This window comes from Actinacidiphila acidipaludis, assembly GCF_019890725.1.
Lineage (GTDB): Bacteria > Actinomycetota > Actinomycetes > Streptomycetales > Streptomycetaceae > Actinacidiphila > Actinacidiphila acidipaludis.
Genome location: NZ_JAINZZ010000051.1, coordinates 1 through 21,067 on the forward strand (window position 1 = coordinate 1; position 21,067 = coordinate 21,067).

The following is a 21,067-nucleotide window of genomic DNA, read 5'->3' on the forward strand; positions in this document are numbered from 1 at the left end:
CGCCGTCGAGCTGACCCGCTCCTCCCGCTCGAACCGGCCCAGCACCATGGACGAGCGAGAGGATCAGCGGTGAACGACAGCAGCCTGCGAGGTCGCCGGCCCGAACGTCCGAAGGCCACCACCGACCAGACCGGCCCGGTGGACTTCCAGGCCTTCCACGCCATGTACCGCGGCGACTATGTGCGGTGGGCGTCGCTGTACCTGGGATCGCGGGCGGACGCCGAGGACGCGGTCGGCGAAGCGATGGTCGAGCTGCTGGGCAAGTGGCCCACCGTGCTCACCCAGGAGGAGCCCGCCGCGTACGCCTGGTGGCTGGTCAAGAACCGGGTGAAGGACGCGGCACGCTCTCGCAGCCGTCACCAGAAGCTGGCCGACGCCATCTTCACCGTGACCGCGCTGCAGGAGGCGGCCGACCCCATCGGCGAGCTGGAGAACAGCCTGGCCGTCTGGCAGGCCATCGACGCACTGCCGGACCGCCAGCACGACGTCGTCCTCATGCGCTACAGCCTCGGCCTCACCGTCCCGGAGACCGCCGCGGTCCTCGGCATAACCGAAGCCACCGTCCGCTCCACCGTCCGCGACGCCCGGCGACGCCTGCGGGCCGCACTGGACCTCGACACCAAGAAGGGACACGCAGATGACCGCTCCGAGGTCGCTTGACGAGTACCTGGCCAAGGCCCGGCTCGTCTCGCCGGAGTACACCGCCGACGAGCTCGCCGCCGCCCAGGCACGTCTGACAGCCCGCGCCACCCAGCAGCTGATGTCCGGGGCGCTCACCTTCGACGACGTCACAGGCCCGGACCTGTGCCCCGCGCATGCCCGCCAAGAGCAGTGGCCGGCGCCGGTCGACGGGGACGACGCCGAGACCCGCGACCGGCTTGAAGCGGCCGGCGACCTGCAGCACCTGTGCAAGATCGTCATCAGTCAGGACAACGCCCTGCACGCGATGTCCGAGCTGCTGTCCGGCCGCGCCCACGACGCCAGCCTCATACCCGAACCGGACGGTGCCCGGGTCCTGGCGTGCATCCTGCACCTGGCCGGCAGAGAGGACAGCGCCCGCTTCTGGTGGCAGTTCGCCGCCGGCGCCGACGACGGCCTGGCCCGCTTCTGCCTCTTCCTCCACCACCTAGCGCTCGGAGAACTCCAGGAAGCGAACTGGTGGCACGACCAGGTCCCGCGCGGCGGACGGGACATGTGGGCCCGCGCCGTCCGGGAAGGCCGCGACGAGGAGACCGCCGCCGCGGCTACCTGCCTGCACGCCGTCGCCCGCCACAAGGCCGTGCCCGAGGCCACCAACGCCGTTGTGGTCTATGTCAAGAACGCCATCCAGTTCGTCGACGACGAAGACATCCCGCTCCCTCTCCCCCCGGATGGATTCGCCCAGCGCATCGAAGAGATGACTGCGGGCGTCTAGCCGAAGAGACACCAAGGAGCAGTTCATGACCGCTGACCTTTACGAATGGTGGAACGAGGAGGATCCGGTTGACCAGGACGATGACGAGCTGTTGGACCGTCGCTGGAACCCGGGTCATGGACGCGGGCGCGCGCCCGAGACAGACATCCCACCGGACCGGCCTGCCGATCGCGGCCCCGAGGGGTCCGCTGGTGGGTGGGACCTCGATGCCCCGGCCCGGCCCCTGCCGGCTGTCCGATGGATTCCCTGTTCCGTGGCAGGGATGGCGGTACGGTCTGGTGCGAGTTCAGCAGCGAGTGGGGGGTGTGCGGTGACGGGGATCGAGATCGCGGTCGGGTACGTGTTCGCCTACCTGGTCCGCAAGGCCAAGCGCGTGGCGGGCCAGGTCGATGCCGAGGTCGCCCGGGGGCTGGACGCCGGCATGGACCGCCTGCACGACCTGGTCAGCGCCAAGCTCGGGCCCGATCCCGCTCTGGAGCGTGCCACCGAGGAGGCCTGGGCCGGCCAGGCCGAACCCAGCGAGCGCACCCAGCGGCGGCTGGCCGACTCCCTGGAGGATGCCGCCGAGCGCGACCCGGACTTCGCCAAGGCGCTGCAGGAGCTGGTGGAACAGGTGCAGGCTGCCGAGAAGGCCGCGGCCCCTGGCGGGGTGTCGGCGTCCGGCAGCGCTCAAGCCATCGGCGGCAACGCGACCATCAGCGCGGAAGGCGGCTCGGCCGCCGCGCTGCGGATGGGCGACGTGACGATCGGATCTGGCACCGTGGACCCTCACCGGCCGGGCCCGGAACAGAGCTGACCGCGCCCGGCACCACCGCTGCCGCACAGGTCGCCACGGAGAAGGCGGTCATCGCCCAGCAGGGTGCGATTGCAGCTGATCACATCGGCCAGGTGGCTTACTACGCCGCGCCGGTGCCCGTGACGCCCTGGCAGCGCGTGCGCGTGGGCGCGGTACCGGTGCTGGCCTCGGCCTTCCAGCCCCGGCACGAGCTGCGGGAGCAGGTCGAGCGAGCCCGCGCCGAACACTCCACCGTCGTGCTCACCCAAGTCCTGTCCGGCGGTGGCGGCGTGGGCAAGTCGCAGCTGGCCGCCGCCTTGGCCCACCAGGCCAACGCCCAGGGCGTAGAGGTGCTGGTGTGGGTGAGCGCCGCCGAGACCGTCCAGGTCGTGGCCGCCTACGCCGCTGCCGCCCACCGCGTCGGGGCGCCGGGCGCGGACGGGCAGGACGTCGAGGACGACGCACGCGCATTCCTGGCCTGGCTGGCCGTCACCGAACGCACGTGGCTCGTCGTCCTGGACGATCTGACCGATCTGGAAGGAGCCCGCGCGTGGTGGCCACAGCCCCCCGCAGCGGACAACGGCCACGTCCTTGTCACCACACACCGCCGCGACGCATTGGTCTCCGGCGCCGGCCGGGTCGTCGTCCACGTCGGCACCTACACCCGCAAGGAAGCCCTGGCCTATCTGCGTGACCGCTTCACCAGCGCGCACACACCGCATCTGCTCGACGACCGTGCCCACGACCTGGTGCGGGAACTGGGAGAACTGCCGCTGGCGCTGGGCCACGCCGCCGCCTACATGATCAACGAAGACGTGCCCTGCACCGACTACCTCACCCTGTTCGCCGCCCGCGCCTCCCACCTGGGCGCACTGCTGCCGCCCGGCGCGGACACCGAAGGCTACGGACGACAGGTCACCGCATCGCTCCTGCTGGCCCTGGACGCCGCCCAGCAACGCGAACCGCTCGGCCTGGCCCTGCCCGCGACCTGTGGGCCACCCCCGCCGCCACCGCCTACCTCACCGAACACCGCGCCCCACCCACCGACCAGGCGCAACCAGCCGACGTCACCCCAGCACAGGCCTACGCCGCCCTGCGTCTGCTGCACCACTACGCCCTGCTCACCATCGACACCCTCGCAGGACACCGCGCGGTGCGCCTGCATGCCCTCACCGCCCGCGCCGCCCGCGAAACCACCCCGCAGGCTGAGACCTTGGCAACCGTCACAGCCGCCGGCACCGTCCTCACCGCGATCTGGCCCGAGCACGACCACACCGCCCCCGACCTGGCCGCAGTCTTGCGGGCCAACACCGACGCTCTCGCCGCCGACGCCGGCGACCTGCTCTGGCAGCCTGACGGCCACCCCGTCCTGTTCCGAGCCGGCAACAGCCTCCTCGACGCCGGCCTTCACACAGCCGCCCTCACTCACTGGCACCACCTGGCCACCGACGCCGAACGACTGCTGGGCAGTGAGCGCCCCGACACCCTCACAGCCCGTGCCAACCTCGCCGTCTCCTACGAGCAGGCAGCACGCACCACCGAGGCGATCACCCTGCAGGAGCGGGTGCTGGCCGACCGCGAGCGGCTACTCGGCCACGAACACCCGGACACCCTCAACGCCCGCGCCAACCTCGCCGTCTCCTACCGGCAGGCGGCACGCACCCCCGAAGCGATCACCCTGCAGGAGCAGGTGCTGGCCGACAGCGAGCGGCTGCTCGGCCCCGAACACCCCGACACCCTCACCGCAGCGGAGAGGCTGCGTGCTTGGAGAGACACGGGCAAGCTGTAGGACGCGGTAAGTGACGTCTTATGGCCACACAGTGAAGCGGACGGCACTGAGGACCGACAGCGCCGTCCGTCTCGACTGGGATCAGTATTGGGGCTGCGGCACGAACGCGTGGTCGGCGGGATCCTTGGGGTCGGGACCGTAGGCGTTCATGCCTCGCTCGCCGGCGGCGCACAAGAAAGCCAGCATGATGAATCCGCCGACCACCGGGATGAAGCCGAGCAGGATGAACCAGCCGGACTTGCCGGTGTCGTGCAGACGGCGCACGCCCACGGCCAGGGTCGGCACGATGACCCCGATCAGGTACACGAAGTACGGGATCATGGTGTGAGCCACCGCGCCGACGATGGCCAGCACCACGAGGGCGATGCAGGTGAACAAGGTGTACTGCCAGTACTCCTTGCGGCGTGCTCTCCCGCTGAAGACGGCGTACTTCTTGAGCACGTCGATGTACCAACGCACGTGTGTGTCCCCCCAAGGACGAGAAAAAGAGAGTCTCGATCGAGTCGACGACCCGGACCGATCAGCGGCCGGGCGGCAGACATTAGGGGCGTTGACCTGCCCAAGTCAACTTCCCCGGAGCACCGTTGTCAGCGCGGTTCTCCTGCCCGCGTACGAGCGCCCTCCGCCGTGCCGGGCGAAGGGTCCGGGACGGGTGAACACGCAGCGTTCCAGCTCGTGTGGTGGGTTTCCGTTCGACGTCAGCGAGTGGTGGCCAACGCCCGCCGCAGGCTGTGGCCCCTCTGCGTCTCGGTTGCGTCCGTGGAAGTGGTGTAGCGAGTGGGACCTGTGCGACTCCGCGCTTCACTGTCGAAACGTTCCTCATTACTGAGATGCATGATGTCGGAGCCGTCCGGTCAGGCCACGGATCTGCAACCTTCCGCGCCCCCAAGCCCGTCCGACAGATCTACTGCGCACCCACCTGCCAGCGTCATCAAGGACACCCGAGGGACCTACCGGCCCGGCCGGGGCAGCAGCCGGGGGTGGTGGAAGTGGCGGATCCGGCATACCGCCGAGGCGATCGTCGGGGCAGTGACCGGCAGTCCGTCCCGGCCCCGCAGCCTGCTGCTTGGCCGCTACGACGGGGCTGGTCGGCTGCGGTACGTCGACCGGTCCACGGCGCTGGCCAGGCCGTTGACCGAATGCCTCGGTCGGCTCCTCACTCTCGCCGGCGGCGGCCATCCGGGGAGGGGCGCCGCTTCTCGGCCGCGTGGGGCAGCCGGGACCCTCGTGCGGTTGACCTGATGCAGCCGGAGGTAGTCGTGGAGGCGGCGCCGACATCAGCCGTGACGCTGCCGGCCGATACCGGCAGCCGGTCCGCATCGTCGGTAACCGGCCTGACCTTTCACCCGGCGACGTCGCCACCCTGCCCACCCCTCTGCCGAGGCCTGATCGCTCCGCCCCTCGTTCGGACAAGGACCACGGATCCATCCGACACACGATTCAGACGGGTCAGGCCGGCTTCGGCGGGAGCGGGTCCGGTCCGCGGGTTCGCCCCGCCAAGTCCGCGCCAACCAAGTCGGCGGCCCGCATCAGGCGCAGTACAAGCTGCTCCCGTGGTCGCTCAGGAGCTGGTCGTATACCCAGCCCTGGACGCCTGTGGTCTGGTCTTTGAGGTAGGTCCAGGATGCGTTGTCGCTGCCGAGCGTCCAGCAGTAGTAGTTCAGCTTGTGACCGGCATCGGCCGTGCCCCTGATCGCGCAGCCGGTGCTGGAGCCGGAGCGGATGTTGGCTCCGCCTCCGGTCGCCTTCAGTGGGCTGGGGTCGTGGTCCACCGGTGCGGCACTCCCGCAGGCGAAAGAAGCTGGCGTCGCTACACCGCTCAGAGCTCCGGCTACGGGTCTGGCCTGTGCCGCGCTCGCCTGTGGGACGGTCACGGCCGCCACGACGAAGGCGATGGCAACTGCTACGGGCAGCTTTCGTATGGCCGCACTCTTCTTCATGCGCTTCCCTTCTTTGACTCATTTGAGGTCCTGGCTTTCGGTTCTGGGCCAGGTGGTCCGGTGACGGCAACGCTCCGGTGCCTAGAGTCTGGTGTGCATGGTGAGAGGTGTCCTTGACGCACAGACGCACGGGTTTGACGATCCGTGGCGAGACCCCATCCGGCCGGGTGTACTGGCTGTCTGACGGTTCGGACGCTGTCAGCAGGCCGCCAGCGGCTCACCACGCCCGCCCCGACTTGGGGTGGCTCAGATCCAGTCCCGCCGGTGGTCTCGAGTCCATAGCGGTGACCGTGTGTGCCTGAGCTGGGGTGACCGTGTGGGCGCAGACGGCTGTGTGCCGGAGAGGCTCGACCTTCTCCTTGGTCGTTGTTCCGGGACGGAGCCGACCCTACGCCCAGGCGACGGCGTTTCCACCACAGGTTCCCCGGGGTGTTCGGGGCCTGCCGAGCTCGGAGGTGACCCGATGGTCGCACTCGGCGTCATCTATCGGCCCGGTGTAGCCGTAGGAGGCGGCGTTGGCGGTCTTCTTCCGTCGCGTATGGAGACCGTCGGGTGGTGGGTGCTTTGGGGTGTGTTGAGTGACTCCGTGTCCGTTACTGCAGTCCTAGGCTGCTGAGTGCGGTGGTCCAGTCGGTGACGATCGCCTGTTGGGCGGCGGCGAGGGTTACCTTGTTGGCGCAGACCGCGGTGTGGAGTTTGGTCTCCACGGGGTCTTTGAGGTTGTTGACGCCGGCGTTGGCTTTGTGACTGGGGTCTGGGGCCTCGACCCACAAGTTGCGCGGGTCGTTGGGGTCGCCGCCGAGTTGAAGGCTGATCAGGTGGTCGTATTCGGCGTCGCTCATTCGGCCGGTGTAGCCGTAGGACTTGGCGTTGAGGGCTTTCTCTTTGCCGGTGACCGACTGTGGTGGGCGGATGCCGCCGGTGTAGCCACCCTTGCGGCAGATGGTCGTGGTGATGTTGGCCTGTGTGACGGCGGGGCTGATCGCCCCGGGGTTGCAGGTGGGGTCCTCGATCGGCTCGCCTTTCTCGTAGCGGTAGTGGCAGCTTCCGGCGGACGGTTGGGGCTGGACCGTGTAGTGGGTCTGCGGGCCGGCTCCGACGGGAATGGAGTGGTGAGCAGCGTTGGATGCCGTGCTGGTGTTCGCGGGTGGGGCGGCTTGGCCGGACGGGGTGCCGCTGGCGTTGCTCACAGGTGAGGAGGGGTTGCACCCTGCGAGCAGGAGTGCGACGAGCGTGGTGGCGCTGCCGGGGAGAAGGCGGGATCGCACGGGCGGGGTCCTCACGGTCGGAGATGAGCGGGGACATACTGCCCCATCTGTGTCTCCGTCATGCTGGCGGAGGGGCTTGGAGGTCGGTGCCGGATTGGCACCTCTGTGCCGGAGGTCAGTATGCCGATCCGGCGCACGGCAGGGGTGCGGTTGGTGTGTGGTTGTGGGCTTGCCGCCTGCCGTCGGGTGGTGATCGATCCAGGCCAGTGATCCTCGGTCGAGAAGGTGGCGGGCGCGGGTGATGGCTACGTAGGCCAGGCGTGCGTCGGCGTCGTCGATGGGGCAGGGGATGGCAGTGCCGTGTGTGTCGTGCTGGTCGGTGTTCTTGGGTGGGGTGAAGTCGCTGGCGATGCGGACGGTTGGCCACTCACGGCCTTTGGCTTTGTGGGCGGTGGAGACGGTGACGTGGGCGTGGTTCTCGTCGGTGAGCTGGTCGAGGGCGGTCAGGACGGTGTTGGGGCCGTGGCGGTCGATGAGGTCGACCAGTGGTTGCAGGTCGCTGCCGGCCGGATCGTGTGCTGCGTAGTCCTGTACGGCTCCCCAGTGGGGGAACAGTACGAGTTCGGGGTGTGTGGTGCGGCGGCCTGCTTTCAGGTCTCGTGCTGCCTGGGCGAGGGCTTGCAGGGCGCTGCCTCCTCCGACGAGGGCGGTGCGGTGGCCGGCTTGGAGGAGGGCGAGGACTTCGAGTATGGCGCCTACGTTGGTGCGGCACAGCACCGCGTGAGGTGCGGGGCAGTCTCCCAGGCCGGTGGGGATGGTGTCGGTGCCGGTCAGGCGGATGGGGGCGTCGGCGATGGTCAGCCAGCGGTTGGCTTCCTCGGCTAGTGCGGGTCCGAAGCGGAAGGAGCGGGACAGTGTCATGCGGGTGCTGTCGAAGCCGGCCATGACGTCTTTGGCGCCGCGCCATTGGTAGATGGCTTGGGCGGAGTCGCCGACCATGACGAGTTGGGCGTGGCTGCGTTGGGCGAGGAAGACGTGTTCGACGACGGGGTTGGTGTCCTGGGCTTCGTCGAGGAACAGGAAGTCGGCCTCGAGGGTGGGCTGGGTCAGGGCCCAGATTTTCAGGTAGTGGTCGTGGTCGAAGCGGACTGCGCCGTCGTGGGGGTGTTGGAGGTTGGCCCAGGCTCGGCGGGCGAACGGCACGATGTGGGCGGCGAGTTCACAGTGCTGGTGGGGGTCTTCAAGGCCTCGCAGGTGCGGGACGTGGGCGTGGTTGATGTGGTCGTCGGCGCTGTGGCAGAAGCGAGTGACGGTGCGCAGGACGGCGTTGGCCAGGGCGCGTTGGGTGATTTCGTGTTCGCCGATGTGTAGGGGTTTGGTCAGGCCGAGGGCGTGGCCGGTTTGCCAGGCGGGGCGGCGGGGTGCTTTCAGGCGGGCGGTGTAGCGGTACCCGACGGCTGCGTAGGCGAGGGCGTGGGCTGTCTTGCAGTGGACGTTGGCGGGGAAGCGGGTGGCGGCGTGCTTGGCGATGGCGCGGTTGTAGGCCAGGTAGCGGCCGCGGCGTTTGGTGGAGTGGGCGAGCAGGGCCAGGGTGGAGGTTTTGCCGGTGCCGGCGCCGGCTTGCAGGCTGAGGTGGTGGCCGGCTTGGAAGGCGTCGGCAGCGGCCACTTGCTCGTCGGTCGGTTTCACAGGTGGTCCTCGAGAATGGGTGCGCAGCCGGTGCGGTCGCGGGCAGGGGTGCGCAGGGATAGGGCCGGAGTGCGATGCGCTGAGTGATCGGCCGCTTCGTTGTTCGGGCCATGAAGGGCAAGGAGCAGGCTTGGGCGGGGGCCGCTCAGGTGTAGTGGCAGCGGCTGGTGGCCCGGCTGCTGCGCGGCGCCGGGTCAGGTAGGTCGGTGCGGATGTGCTCGTGATGTACCAGGGGGTCGAAGGGTTCCCAGTCGCTGGTGGCCATCTCGGCTCGGGTCGCGGTGTGGTGGCGGCAGCGTTGGGAGCGCCAGCGCACTTGCTCGGTATACGGCAAGCCCATGAGGTCGTAGACGAGCATGTCCGCCTGTCCGGGCAAGGCCAGTTGCCGGGAAGTGCTGACCGTTACGGGCAGGAGCCGCCAGGTGCCGGGTGTGCAGGTGGGGTCGGCCAGTGGCTGGGTGCAGCGGGCGCGGGTGCTGGTTGATCGGGCGAGGCAGTGGATGTCTTCGACCTGGTGGGCGGCCAGGTAGCGGATGCCGAGGATCTGGACGACGGGGCGGGCGGGCCGGTTGGGGTGGTGGCGTGCGGGGGCGGGCCGCTGGGGGGTGAACCGACCGGTGTCGATGAGGCGGCGCGTGTATGTGGCCATGGTGCGGCGCAGGGCAGCGAGTTGCTCTGTCACCGGTTCTGAGGGGTGGGCTGGGCACAGGGCGGCGTGCGGCACGCGGCACCAGGCGGTGCCGTCGCCGGCGGGGTAGGCGATGCCGGCGCTGACGCTCCAGCGGTTGGTCTCGGGGACGAAGTCGGCGGGGAGTTCTTTGGGGTGGAGGGGTACGGGTCGGTGGTCGGGGCGGTGGTACCACTCGATGAGGTTGCCGCAGTCGCGGCAGCGGCCGGTCTGTCCGGCGCGTAGGAGGGGTGTGCCGGGTTCGGGGGCGAGGCGCAGCGAGCGGTGGGGGCGGGCGTTGGTGCGGCTGCCGTCCCAGCGGTGTCGGGGGTGGTGGGGGGTGGAGTGCATGCCGGTGACCATGGCAGCGGAGACGCAGTAGGTGGTGGTGTCGTGTCGGGTCCTGTCCCCCGCTTGGGGGCAGGAGATCGATCACCTGTTTCCCGGTTCGCTGGCGTGTTCGTTTCGGGTACCGGTTCGGGTAGACCCGCTCCCCGGCTGGGATGGTGCCGTGGTCAGGCGGTGCCCGTGCCTGGGGGGTCGTGGTCGACGCACATTGCGCTCAGGAGTTGGTCGAAGGAGGTGCCCATGGCGTGGGCGAGGGCGTGCCAGGTCTTGAGGGAGCCGGTCGAGCGGCCCTGCTCGATTTCGATGAGGGTGCGGCGTGAAATCCCGCTGCGGCCTGCGAGTTCGTCGTAGGTCCAGCCGCGCTCGGACCGCAGACGCGCCAGCTCCAGGCGGAGGGCGTCGAGGTCTGGGTCGGGCGGGATGATCGTCACTCGTCCATCCGACGGTGCAGACCCCTGCACTGTCAGTGCAGACCTCTGCCCTATCTGCGGGCGGACGAGTGAAACCCCCAGAGTGCAGAGGTCTGCACTAGCGTGTCGGCGCGCTCAGCCCGCCAATCGGACTGAGCACTGCCCCGGTAGGGCAGGCCGACACGGACCAAGAAAGGACGCGCCCGATGAGGCCCGGCAGTCTCATCTCCTACCCACCCCGTCTGTGGGAGGTCAGCCTCGTCCGCATCGGCGACCGGACCCGGGTGGTGTGCCGCACGTGCGGGCCGCTGGACCACGCTGGCTGGCCGCACCCGTCACTGCGTGCCGGCGTGTTGAGTCACCTGGCCCGTCACGCCCGCAGCGATGTGACTCCGGCTCACCTGCGCACGTGCCAGTGCGGTAAGGCCGGCTGTTCATGGCACCGGCGGCACCGTGGCTGCGCCGGACCGGTCGTCCTGGCCCTGACCCGCGGTTCCCACTCCCCCACGTGGCAGCTCGCCGATACCTGCCATCAGTGCTGCGCGGCCATGCCATGCACGGCCGCAGTTCCCGTACCTCCCCCGCAGACAACAGCCGAGCCGTGCGCGCCGGCCATCGACATGGAGAGGACGTCCTGGGCCGACTACGGCGTGCGGTCGGCCCCCTACGGCGACAGCGACGACAGCCAGGTCTGGGACGCCAGCGACACCATCTGGTGAAGCGGCCAGCGACTGCCACGCACAGCGTGCCTGCGGCACCGGACATCAAGACCTCCTTGGCCCTCCCCCGGACTGGGCTCACGGCGGCGGCTCCCCTGCACGACTGGCAAGGGCGGTCTGTCCACCGCGTCTTGTGTTGTGCCTGGTCGCGGTGGCGGCGGGCACGCACGGCCGAAATCCCGGAAATCTCTTCGCCGGCTCAATACACGTTTTGCCGTTCCGTGCGCTGAAGTGGTCTCAGAGCGACCGCCTTGCTGCGTGGGGCAGTACGGCGTCTGTGTCGCGGTGTTCGGCCGCGGGCGGCGGGACAAGGAGTGTCCAGCGCGTGGGTGTCAAGGAGATGGGTCGCGTGATCGCCAGGGCGAGCGCGCGGGATGGGGTCTTGAACGCGGACCGGCGCCGGGAACGGCGCGGGCTCGCACTGGGCGCGGCGGCGGTGGGGACTGCCGGAAACTTTACGCGGGCGGCTTGGTCGGTGCCTGCGGTGTACGGAGGCGATCAGCAGGCGAAGGAGGTGCCGTGCTGCCGGCGGCGTTCGAGGCCTTCGTCGAGTTGTACTACGTACCGCATCTGGTCTATGCCGACGCCCAGTTGGGCAGTCAGGAGCAGGCCGAGGACGTCGTCGACGAAACGAGCTCATCGGCAGGCTTCATATCTGCCGCGACAACGACTACGGGCCCGTCCTCCAACCCGACCCCAACATCGCAAGGGAGCTGAACACCTACCTGACGGCAATCGCGTAGCCCGTCAGCAACCGGCAAGAACGCTGAGCGCCCCGGGGCCCGGGCCTCGGGGGCTGCGTGTACCCATCGGCTTCTCCGGGTCCGAGCCCTGCAGCAGTGCAAACCCAAGGCGGATTGTCAGTAGCTCAACGCCTCGGACCCTCGCAGCCGCCCTCCGCTGACGTCCGCGTTGCCGTTACTGACGTTCAATGCGTGATGTCGTCGTGGTGGGTGGGCATGAGTCCGGTGCCGGTGAGGCAGCCGTCGAGGACGTCGTGGCGGTATTGAAGCTGGCGTAACCCCCGTCTGACGGCAGTGATCAGGTCGTGCGGGTCGGCGAATGCGCGGTTGGCCGTCGTGGTGCGCCGCAGTACCGACCAGATGCCCTCGACCGGGTTGAGGTCGGGTGCGTAGGGCGGGAGTTGGTAGCCGGTGAGCCAGTCCCGTTCGGCGATGTAGCGGCGCATCCCGGCCGTCAGGTGGGTGTTCAAGTTGTCCCACACCAGCACGATCGGGCCGCCGAGCTGCTGGTGCGCGGTCTGGATCAGGTCGCGGTAGTCCTTCCAGGAGAAGCTCTTGCGTCCGTCCGGCCGGGCGTCCGGGCACGGCCGGTAGATCAACCGGGAGCGTTCGCCTGCCTTGTAGCAGGCCAGGGCGGCGACGGATAACCGCCGGCGGGAGCGGCCCCGCACGCGCACGATAGGAGTGTGGCCACGGCGGGACCAGGTGCGGGTGGTCGGCGGCGTCATCGAGAAGCCGGCCTCGTCTTCGAAGACGAGCCAGGCGTCGAGCGCCGCCACGGTCCTTCCACGTTCGGCCAGGTCTCCTTCACCCAGCTCGCCACCCCGGCGTCATCGCGCTCCACCGCCCGGCGGGCCGGCACCTGACAGCTCCAGCCATGCCGTCTCATCAGCGCGGCAACGCCTTGGACGGTGTAGCTCTTATGGAATCGGCGCCCGATCAGGGTCTTGATCCGTGACAGGGTCCAGGTCTGGTCCGGCCAGCCATGCGCCACCGGACCCCTGTCCAGCTCCTGTTCCAGTACGGCGAACAGTTCGTCGCTGAGCAGCGGCAGCGATGCCGGGCCCTTCGAGGCCAAGGCCCCCGGCCCGCCCTGCGACCAGGCCTTGCGCCAGCGCTGGACCGACCGGACGCTGACCCGCAGATCATGCGCGATGACCGCGCTCTCCTCGCCCAGGACGGACCGCTCAGCCGCCTCCATCCCCAACTTCTCGCGGAAGGCTCGCCGTTCGTCGTCAGCCCGCCCCCTTGCGCATACCTCATGAAGTCGGCATACCGCAGGGATCACGGGCCGTCAGCCCCTACCGACACCACGCTTTGAAGGTCAGTGGGAACCCGCAGAAGCCTCGCCAAATACCTCTGGCGAGGCTTCTCGATTTTCACCTGACTTCTCGCTTCAGTCGGACTCCCGCCAGCGCGTCACGGCCCGCTGACACAAGGCGAATGCAAAGGACCCGAAATCATTCGCCAGCCTCTCCATGCTCTCGCGATTTACAATTCCAGGATTCCAGACCAGGACAGGGTACTCGCCCATCTGATCCACGCAGGAGGAATCGAGGACAATCAGGCCACCCATTCCATCGAACATGACAACGATCAGATCGGATGGCATTCCATATTGACTGCGGGCATCCAAAGTTTCCGCTACGGAACCCAATAGTTTCGATCCCATTGCGGGTGTCTGGTATACACCGAGGAATTCCTCCCCAGCAATATCCCATGTCCCGAACTCTTTTATCAGGCGACGATACGAAGGAGGGAAGGCCACACCTAGATCACCCTCGGCAGCGGCCATCGCCCCCACGTCACAGCCATCGCCATGGTTCGCGATGTCATCGTTCCCGCGAACCAGCTCGATAAGTCGCTCACTCGCCTCGACCGCGTCCATCATCCACCAAATCCTGCCGCTCGGTTTTTCCAGTACTGCGACTTCCAAGCATTGAAGGCATCTCGATCGATTCCGCTGGGGATATTGGTGCCTACCTTCCAGTGCAGCTGACTGTAATTCCCGAAGTGCATCGAGGACGTCACCTCTGCGATCGGTCCGTCCTGAGTCTGAAGCATGTGATGAAGATTCAGCGGCTTGTCGTCCGGACCCATCGGAGCCAGCCCCTGCTGCATTCTCTTAAGGTTACTTCGACCGTACTTATCCGCAGGTGAATAGTAGTCCGGATTCACCAAATCATCCCGCTGATAGATACGCTGACCTTTGTATTCGGTCAGCGACCAATATTGGCAGCTTGAGTTGTGAACCAAAACCGGGGTCGAGCCCGCAAGTACATAGTACGTGTGAAGCTGGGCAACGGTCAGATTGTAGCGATTGGCGGCACCTGGGGTGGCTCGGACGGTGATGACCCTGGCGTGGAGGTTCGCGTCCGTGTTCAGTAGGTCGCCTGGTTTGAGCTGTCCTGCGAGGGTCCAGGTATGGGTGGTGTCATCCCAAAAGGGATGGTTGGACGTTGTGTGGATGGTAGCTGGCTTGTCGCCTGCGCTCTGGATGGTGACGTCGATGAGGCCGTAGTCGTGGTTTATCAGGGCGGCAGTTACTGTTCGCGTACCCTTGTGTTTGCCGGTCTTGGGATCGGCTGCTTCGACCTTGTCGCCGATTTTGATTTTATCTATAGACTTTTTCTGGCCGTGCGCCATCAGAACTTGCGTTTCTGGCGAGAAACTGCATCCAGCCAGGGCGTCGACCAGGGCGACGCCTCTGCTGTCTCGTACTACGCCGGCGAGTTTTCCTGCCGCGGTCAAGTATCCGACCCCGTCAATGACTGACCAGCTGCACCCCTTCCAGCTGCCATTGCTGCATGAGACGAAATCGTCATAGCCGCTCAATCCCTTTAGCAGGTTGAGATCGACGTCCAGGGTGGCATTGAGTGCAGCTTTCCCGTGGACGCAGCCGAACGCAGTATCGATTCCGAACCAGCACAGGCCCAGGAGTCCGTAGCCGTGATTCGGCTGCGTCCACTCCGGCGGAATGTTGACAGTGGGCAGTTGCGATGTGTTGGCCGAAGTTGTAGTGGAATCACCTGCGTATTCGGGGCACTGCGAGTTGGTGATGCTGGGGCAGGTGTCCTCGGTGCCGCCCTTTTCTGATGTGTCCTGGTTGGTGTCGGGTACGCCGTCCTTGTTGTTGTCGACGGTCGGGCAGGATTCCGCGAACTGGCCGCCGCAGGCAAGTTTGGTGCCTGTGGGGTCGGAGAACGTCATGGGGTTGTTGTCGGCATAGCCGTACCCACTAAGGGACTGGGGGTCCGTGGTGTCGATGAGTGGGTCGAGGCTGATGAAGCGGCCCGTGGTGGTGTCGTATTGGCGGGCGCCGATGATGGTGAGGGCGGTGCTGGTGTCGGTCGGGGCGTTGAGGAAGCCCCGGTTGTCCGCCCAGGTAGTGGTGGTTCCGCGGGGGGCACCGTAGGGGGTGGATTGGCGCCAGGTGGGGTTTTGTGCGGTGGCGTCGAGGCTGAGGCCGTTGGTGCCGTGCTGGTCGGGGATTTCGTAGGAGTAGGTGCTGGTGTTGGCTGCCCCGTTGCCGATCCGGACGGCGGTTCCGCCGCCGGGCAGCGGGTAGTAGCGGGTTCCGTCGACTTGTCCGGTGGCGGTGTTGAGGGCGAGTTGCTCACCGGGTAGGTAAAGGGTGGTGGTGCCGGGGTCCTTCTGCAGTAGCAGGTCACCGTTGGCGTCGTAGACGAAGTGGCTGTCGCCCTTCGTCCCTCCCGTGATGCTGGTCAGCCGCCCCTGGTCGTTCCAGGTGATGTCCTGGGTGCCGGCGCCGGGGGTGGTGCGGATGGTCATGTTGCCGTCGGCGTCGTAGGCGTAGGCGGTGGAGCCGTTGGTGCCGCCGGTTGAGTCGGTGGAGGTCAGGGTGTGGGGCTGGTTGGCGCTGTTGCCGTCATACGCGTAGTCGGTGGAGGTGTCGGCGGCGCCGGTGGTGGAGTGGTCGATTTCCTTGGTGCGGTTGCCCAGGGCGTCGATGGTCCACTTGGTCCAATATGCGCTTGCTGGGCTGAGGTTGTCTCCGACGTTGCCGCTGCTCCCGGTGCTGGGGTCAGCAGTGCAGGAGTCGGTGGCGGTCCAGGCTTGGGTGAGTCGGTCGAGGGCGTCGTACTGGTAGCACTGGGTTTCGGTGGTGGTGGCCGATCCCAGGCGTGTGGAGACCTGGCGGGTGATGTTGCCGGCCTTGTCGTGGTCGTAGGCCTGCTCGTCGACGGTCTTCGGTGTTGCCGTCGAGCGGGTGACGAGTTGGTCTTTCAGCCAGCCCGCGTGGTCGTCGTAGGTGTTGGTGATCCAGGCCTGGTTGCCGGTGACGGCGCCGAGGGTCTCCTGTTGTACGCGGCCGAAGGCGTCGTAGGCGGTGCCGTTGTCGTATCCGTTGGTACCCGATATGCGGTCCGGGAGGTCGAGAGGGCCTTGGTAGCCGAGATTGACGGTCTCCAAGGGCAGCCCGCCAGCCGCGGCTGAAGTGTTTGTCGAGGGCAGGCCCAGGTTGGTGGAGTAGGCGTGGGAGAAGGTGTAGGTCTTGCCGAGCGCTGCGCCTTCGGTGCTGGAGGGGATGGTGATGCTCTCGCCGATGGATTCGCCGAAGACGTTGAATCCGCGGGCCTGCGTTACGTATGCGGCGCCACCGTTGTAGGCGGTCTGCGTGGTGGCGTGCCCGATCGGGTACCTCATGTTGGGGATGGCGTTGTTCGCGTTGTCGTACACCCATGAGGCTGTTTCGTTGGCGGTCGTTTGTCCGCTACTTGGTGCGTCGTAGACGCCGAGTTTCCGGTTGAGGGCGTCGTAGGTGTAGCTGGTGGTCTTGCCGCGAGCATCGGTGGTCTGCGTGAGGTTCCCGTTGGCGTCGTACAGCATGCTCGAGGCGCCCGCGTCGGGATCCTGCTTGTTAGTGATCTGGCCGAGAATGTTGTAGGTGTTCGTCCAGGTTGAGCCGCCGGCGGTCGTGGAATTCTGGTTGCCGTGGCTGTCGAACCCGTACGTGGTGGCCTGAGTGGTGCCGCCGCTGGTGTACCAGGTGCCGGTGAAGGTGTCGGTCGGCGTGTGCAGGGTCGGGGCGGCGGTGTACTCGTCGAGTTCTTTGGTGCGGCCCATCGGGTCGGTCACGGTGGACTTGGTGACGCCGCCGTCGGGGGGGATGACGGTGGTGCGGTCGCCGTTGTAGACGGTGGTCGTCCGGGTGATCTCGACGTTGTCCTTTTCGGACTGGTCGATGATCACTCGGCCGAGGCCGTCGTAGGTGAAGTAGTCCTGGTTGGGAACTTCGTCCTTGAGGTCTGCCGCAGAGGCGATCGTGGTGTTGGGTCCGGTGGCGGAGTCCCACCACCCGTTGTATGTGGCGCTCTTCCAGCCGCGGGTGTCGTAGAAGGTGTCGGTGACCATGCGCCCGGCCTTCGGAGTGGGCGTTTGGGTCTGCCGGACCCGAAGCAGCGCGTCATAGATGGTGGTGGATGTGGCGTACCCGGCCGCATCGTTCATCGTGTTGGTGGTCACCGCGGTGACGCCGCTGTTGGAAACGAGGTAGCTGTAGGTGTAGTTCGCTGGGCTGGTGGTGGCTCGCGAGTTGAGCCAAACCGCGGTTTGCCGGCCCAGTGGGTCGTACTGGGTGGTGGTCAGAACCGTGTTGGGGTCGGTTCCGGTCAGCGTGAGCCCTCGGGCCGGGTCCAGGGTCGTGGACGCGGTTTGGTTGAGCGGGTTCTTGACTGCGGTCCCGGTAGTGGATCCCGCGGAATCGGTGTACGCCACGGTGGTCTTGTTGCCCTTGGCGTCGTACGCGTCGGTGGGGCGACCATAGCTGTCGAGGACCTGCGTTTTGGAGGTCTGCCATGTGAACGCGCCGCCGGTGTAGCCGGAGGCGATCTGCACCACGGATGGGGTGCCGAGAGTCGGAGCGGAGGTCTGCGGGAACGTCGGGGCCGAGGGCTGCGGCCAAGTGGCGGCCATGGTCGGGTCGTCGTAGAAGGTGCGACTGGCGGAGACGACTTGAGCTGGGCGGCTCACGCTGGCGGGGGCCGTCAGGGTGTTGACCGAGCCGGGAACGCTCGAGGTGCTGCCTTCGCTGAAGCCTGCGCAGGCCACAGTGTCGGTTTCGGTCTGGGCGGCCAGGCCGACGAGGTTCTTGTCGGTGTTTGCTGGCGCGTAGCTTGTCGTGGTGCAGCGGTCATACGCCGCGTTCACGGGGACGCTGTGGGTGTATACGGCGGTTGCCTGGCCGAAGTTGGCGTCCGTGATGGTGGCGTCGTAGGAGGTGTCGGTTTCGCTGGTTCGCCAGGTGGTGGTTCCGCCGTCGGTGAGTGCCTGGCGTGTCCAGGTTTCCACCGGCTGCGCACTGTTGGCGGTCAGGGCCGGCAGGCCCGTGCGGGTGCGGGTGGCTGTTGGGTCGGAGACCCAGTACGAGGTGATGGTGGAGTGGTCTACCGATCCGCCGTTGCCGACGTAGCCCGTGGTCTCCAGTATTCCGCCAGCGAGTTGATCGAGGTCCTCGTGCTTGCCGCCTTGGGAGTCGGTCAGCATCACGGCGGTGGTGTTGTTGTCGTCCGACATGCCCTGGTAGTAGGTCGTTTCGTTCAGGGTCTGCTTGTCGTTGACGTTGTCGCCGGTGAAGGTCTTGACGTCCTGGTAGCCGCGGAATTGGCCGTAGGTGCGGTACTTGGGCTTGACGAGTTCGTTGTCATCGAAGTGCCACGCCGCACCGGTGTACTTGTAGGAGGTGGCCATGGTGGGCGCGCCGCCGGTGGGGTCGGTCTGGGTGACCTTGTCCACTTCGTATTTGTTGAACCAGTCGAGGATCTGCGCCGTGTAGTCCTTCGGTGTCCAATAGACCGGGTAGCACGACGAGGTGTTCGCTGCCGGGCTGATCGTCACCGGCGCGGTGCACGGGGTGGTCTGTCCGTACTGGACCCCGATGACCGAACCGGCTTCTGTGGTGACCGAGGAGACGCGGAAGCGATAGAGCGGCGGCAGGCCGTCGGTGGCGGTGTCCACGCGGTTCTGCAGGTCGACGGACGCGAAGGTCACAGGCGGCAGAGCTATCGGTGTGGTGGATCCGCCGCCGCTGGCATCCTGTCCGGTGCGGGTGATGCTCGACAGCCAGGTGGTGGCATTTCCGTCACCGGTCGTGGGCAGGGTCACGTTCAGCGCCCAGGAGTCGACCGGAAGGTACTTGGCTGCAGAGGCCGACCACTGCTGTGTAGCGATCGTTGTCAGCATGACGGTGGAGAAGAAGGCCGGGCTGTGCGACGCACACGTCGCACCAGAAGCGCACACCAGGTCGAACGGAACGTCGGGCCAGTTCGCCTTCGTGGTGGAGTTCAGCGGGTCGCATGTGCCGGTCACGCAGCGGTCAGCGGTGGTGAAGTTGACCTTGTCCGGGATCGTGCCGTAGGCGTTGCCGTCGGTGAATCCGTAGTCGATGTGGTCCAGGTGTGAGTCCCGCACGTACGGCGAGTTCTTTGCGCCGTTGTCCTGGCCGTAGTAGTTGGTGTCCTGCTTGTAGTAGTAGGACATAGCAGCACCGTTGAGGTCCTTGACGTAGTCAAGGTTCCATCGGTAGGCCATCGTGCACACCGACGAGGTGAAGCCGGCAGAGTTGTAGCACGGGTCGGTGGAGTGCGCGGAGTACACCGGCATGGAGTCCACGGAGTTGGTCGTGGTCTTGCCCGATGACCAGCCCGGCAGCTCGTTGCGTCCGAACTCGTAGGTGGTGCCGTCTCGGCTGGTGACCGTCCAGTAGTCGGTGTTGTACGTCCCAGTGCCGTTGCTCTGGTCGGTCAGGTGAGTGACGACCTCACCGTTGTCGTCCTCCGGCTTCCATACCTTCTTGCTCGAGTCCCAGATCAGTGACATTGAGCTGCCGTTCAAGGACATTGTGAGCACGGGTCCGTCGTAGCACTCGTCGCTGGTCGAGACCGGCGAGGCTGTGCCTTCAGGATTGTCGCTACAGGAGGTGAAGCTCTGTTCGATGAACGACTGCGGTGTGGCCCACCCGTCACCGACCCATGAGCCTTGGGACTGTGTGGCAGCGGTCTGCCCGTCGACCGCTGCCGAGTTGTAGCCGAGGGACAGAGTCGGCGTCAGCTGAGTCGCGGTCGGCGGCACGGTCACGGGGTAGGAATAGGTGAAGGCGCCCGATGAGCCACCTCCCGTCCAGGAACCGGAGGGGCTCAGGGATGTCGCGGAGTAGGTTCCCGAGGGACCTCCGCCATCGCCGCTGGAGGAGGCAGATGTCGTAGCAGCCAGAACAACACCGGCTGAGGACGCAGTGCCAACATTGGCTGGCGCCCCTTGTGAATAGGACGTCTGCGCAACGCTAGTTGTGTGCGGTGGCGCACCTGGTGTTGTCGTGTGGCTTGCCCCGGTGAGATTGACACGGGCCTGAAGGGTCTTGCGGTTCGGGGTGTTCTTGGAGGCCAGCGGGGTCTGCACTCGGCATTCCGGCTTCTGCGGAGTGGTCAGCGCGCACGTCGGAAGCTGGACCAGCTCAAGTCGAGAGCCGAAGTTTCCGCCGTAGGCCTGCGCGAACGCGGAGTAGTCGAGGGTGACGTCGGCTGCGGAATGGCCCGTTCCGTGTGGGGTGACGGTGAACAGCACGCCCGAAACGCCCGCTTGGCGTGCGGAGGCCGGGTCACTCACCTTCACCGTCGCGGTAGCCGGCCCAGCGTAGTGGCCGGTCTTGGGTGAGACCGCGCGGATGGAGATCGGGGAGCTCGACGAAGAGGGTTTCGTTCCGCTGGTCAGGGCGACTGTCGTGCTGGTGGCCGGCGGAAAGTGGGTGGCGGTCGCCCGATATGGCTTGACCGCGTCGTTAGGTGGTTTGACGAAGTGCGACGGCAGGGATGTGACATGCCCGACCGAGGGCGACTGCGGGAGATCAGGTGCGCCAGCATATCGCCGGTGGCCTGACGTCACGTCAGCCCACGCCGTGCCCGATGCCACCAGCACGGCGCCGACGGCCAACATCGTTACCCAGCGCGACCCGACCCAGAGGCGCGTACGGCGCTTCCCACCCCGCCACGACATGAACTGACCTTTCGTCACCAAGACGTCACTAGCGGCGCGCAGACCGTGATAGTCCCAGGTCACACGCCACGACCGGAGAAAGCTCCCACGGAACGCCTCCCTCAACTGAAAAGAGCAGGCAAAGAAAGAGAGCTCATCAGGTGTAAATCCCGACAAGATTCCATGAACACGCGTGTGACGTGGATCACGACCGTGAGGGAGTCGCGGCCTCCGCGCTTACCTTGACGGCTGTCCGGGAGACCCCCGGCGATCACGGAAAGGGCTCCCGTTACGTGTCCTCGCATCTCCATCCCAGACGCCACACCTGGCGCACGCTCAGCGTCAGTTGCACACTGAGCGTTGTCCTCGCGACG

11 protein-coding genes and 3 pseudogenes are annotated in these 21,067 nt (G+C 66.9%); 6 read left to right on the forward strand and 8 right to left on the reverse strand.

The features are described 5' to 3' along the window. Window positions 1-69: 69 nt before the first annotated feature. From K7862_RS28595 to K7862_RS28615, 5 genes and pseudogenes are all read left to right on the forward strand, one after another. Complete coding sequence (locus K7862_RS28595; protein ID WP_308012236.1) at window positions 70-660, forward strand: RNA polymerase sigma factor; 591 nt, start codon at window positions 70-72, stop codon at window positions 658-660. Next, the gene (locus K7862_RS28600; RefSeq protein ID WP_222967545.1) at window positions 638-1,414 is read left to right on the forward strand and encodes a hypothetical protein; all 777 of its coding nucleotides are present in this window, start codon (window positions 638-640) and stop codon (window positions 1,412-1,414) included. Before K7862_RS28595 ends, K7862_RS28600 begins: the two co-directional genes overlap by 23 nt. 310 nt (window positions 1,415-1,724) lie before the next feature. Continuing rightward, complete coding sequence (locus K7862_RS28605; protein ID WP_222967547.1) at window positions 1,725-2,210, forward strand: hypothetical protein; 486 nt, start codon at window positions 1,725-1,727, stop codon at window positions 2,208-2,210. A gap of 269 nt (window positions 2,211-2,479) precedes the next feature. Then, window positions 2,480-2,806 (forward strand): annotated as a pseudogene (locus K7862_RS38540) (tetratricopeptide repeat protein); the annotation flags it as partial. A gap of 596 nt (window positions 2,807-3,402) precedes the next feature. Continuing rightward, a complete protein-coding gene (locus K7862_RS28615) occupies window positions 3,403-3,978 on the forward strand; it encodes a tetratricopeptide repeat protein (RefSeq protein WP_222967549.1) in 576 nt (191 codons plus the stop codon). Between the two features lie 81 nt (window positions 3,979-4,059). On the opposite strand, the gene K7862_RS28620 is transcribed toward K7862_RS28615, so the two are convergent. The 5 genes and pseudogenes from K7862_RS28620 to K7862_RS28645 form a co-directional block, all read right to left on the reverse strand. Continuing rightward, complete coding sequence (locus K7862_RS28620) at window positions 4,060-4,437, reverse strand: DUF805 domain-containing protein (protein ID WP_222967551.1); 378 nt, start codon at window positions 4,435-4,437, stop codon at window positions 4,060-4,062. Between the two features lie 1,070 nt (window positions 4,438-5,507). Continuing rightward, window positions 5,508-5,918, reverse strand: a complete 411-nt coding sequence (locus tag K7862_RS28625; RefSeq protein WP_222967553.1) for an SH3 domain-containing protein — start codon at window positions 5,916-5,918, stop codon at window positions 5,508-5,510. Between the two features lie 1,439 nt (window positions 5,919-7,357). Beyond that, window positions 7,358-8,815: pseudogene (locus K7862_RS28635) on the reverse strand (UvrD-helicase domain-containing protein); the annotation flags it as partial. Window positions 8,816-8,960: 145 nt separating this feature from the next. Beyond that, complete coding sequence (locus K7862_RS28640) at window positions 8,961-9,833, reverse strand: DUF6083 domain-containing protein (RefSeq protein ID WP_222967554.1); 873 nt, start codon at window positions 9,831-9,833, stop codon at window positions 8,961-8,963. Between the two features lie 164 nt (window positions 9,834-9,997). Further along, complete coding sequence (locus tag K7862_RS28645; protein WP_222967555.1) at window positions 9,998-10,261, reverse strand: helix-turn-helix transcriptional regulator; 264 nt, start codon at window positions 10,259-10,261, stop codon at window positions 9,998-10,000. A 1,217-nt stretch (window positions 10,262-11,478) separates the two neighbouring features. Between K7862_RS28645 and K7862_RS28650 the strand changes: the two genes are divergently transcribed. Then, window positions 11,479-11,676, forward strand: a complete 198-nt coding sequence (locus K7862_RS28650; RefSeq protein ID WP_222967556.1) for a hypothetical protein — start codon at window positions 11,479-11,481, stop codon at window positions 11,674-11,676. 211 nt (window positions 11,677-11,887) lie between these two features. Here the strand turns inward: K7862_RS28650 and K7862_RS38605 are convergent. The 3 genes and pseudogenes from K7862_RS38605 to K7862_RS28670 all read right to left on the reverse strand — a co-directional run bounded on the left by K7862_RS38605 (window position 11,888) and on the right by K7862_RS28670 (window position 20,777). Next, window positions 11,888-12,965, reverse strand: a pseudogene (locus K7862_RS38605) (IS630 family transposase). A 133-nt stretch (window positions 12,966-13,098) separates the two neighbouring features. Next, entirely contained in the window at window positions 13,099-13,593 is a 495-nt protein-coding gene (locus tag K7862_RS28665) for an SMI1/KNR4 family protein (RefSeq protein ID WP_222967558.1), read from the reverse strand. Beyond that, entirely contained in the window at window positions 13,590-20,777 is a 7,188-nt protein-coding gene (locus K7862_RS28670; protein WP_222967559.1) for an HNH/ENDO VII family nuclease, read from the reverse strand. Before K7862_RS28670 ends, K7862_RS28665 begins: the two co-directional genes overlap by 4 nt. Window positions 20,778-21,067 lie beyond the last annotated feature (290 nt).

Coding starts and splice junctions, on each gene's coding strand:
- K7862_RS28600 (WP_222967545.1), top strand. CDS start 638: ATGACCGCTCCGAGGTCGCTTGACGAGTACCTGGCCAAGGCCCGGCTC.
- K7862_RS28625 (WP_222967553.1), bottom strand. CDS start 5,918: ATGAAGAAGAGTGCGGCCATACGAAAGCTGCCCGTAGCAGTTGCCATC.
- K7862_RS28640 (WP_222967554.1), bottom strand. CDS start 9,833: ATGCACTCCACCCCCCACCACCCCCGACACCGCTGGGACGGCAGCCGC.
- K7862_RS28665 (WP_222967558.1), bottom strand. CDS start 13,593: ATGATGGACGCGGTCGAGGCGAGTGAGCGACTTATCGAGCTGGTTCGC.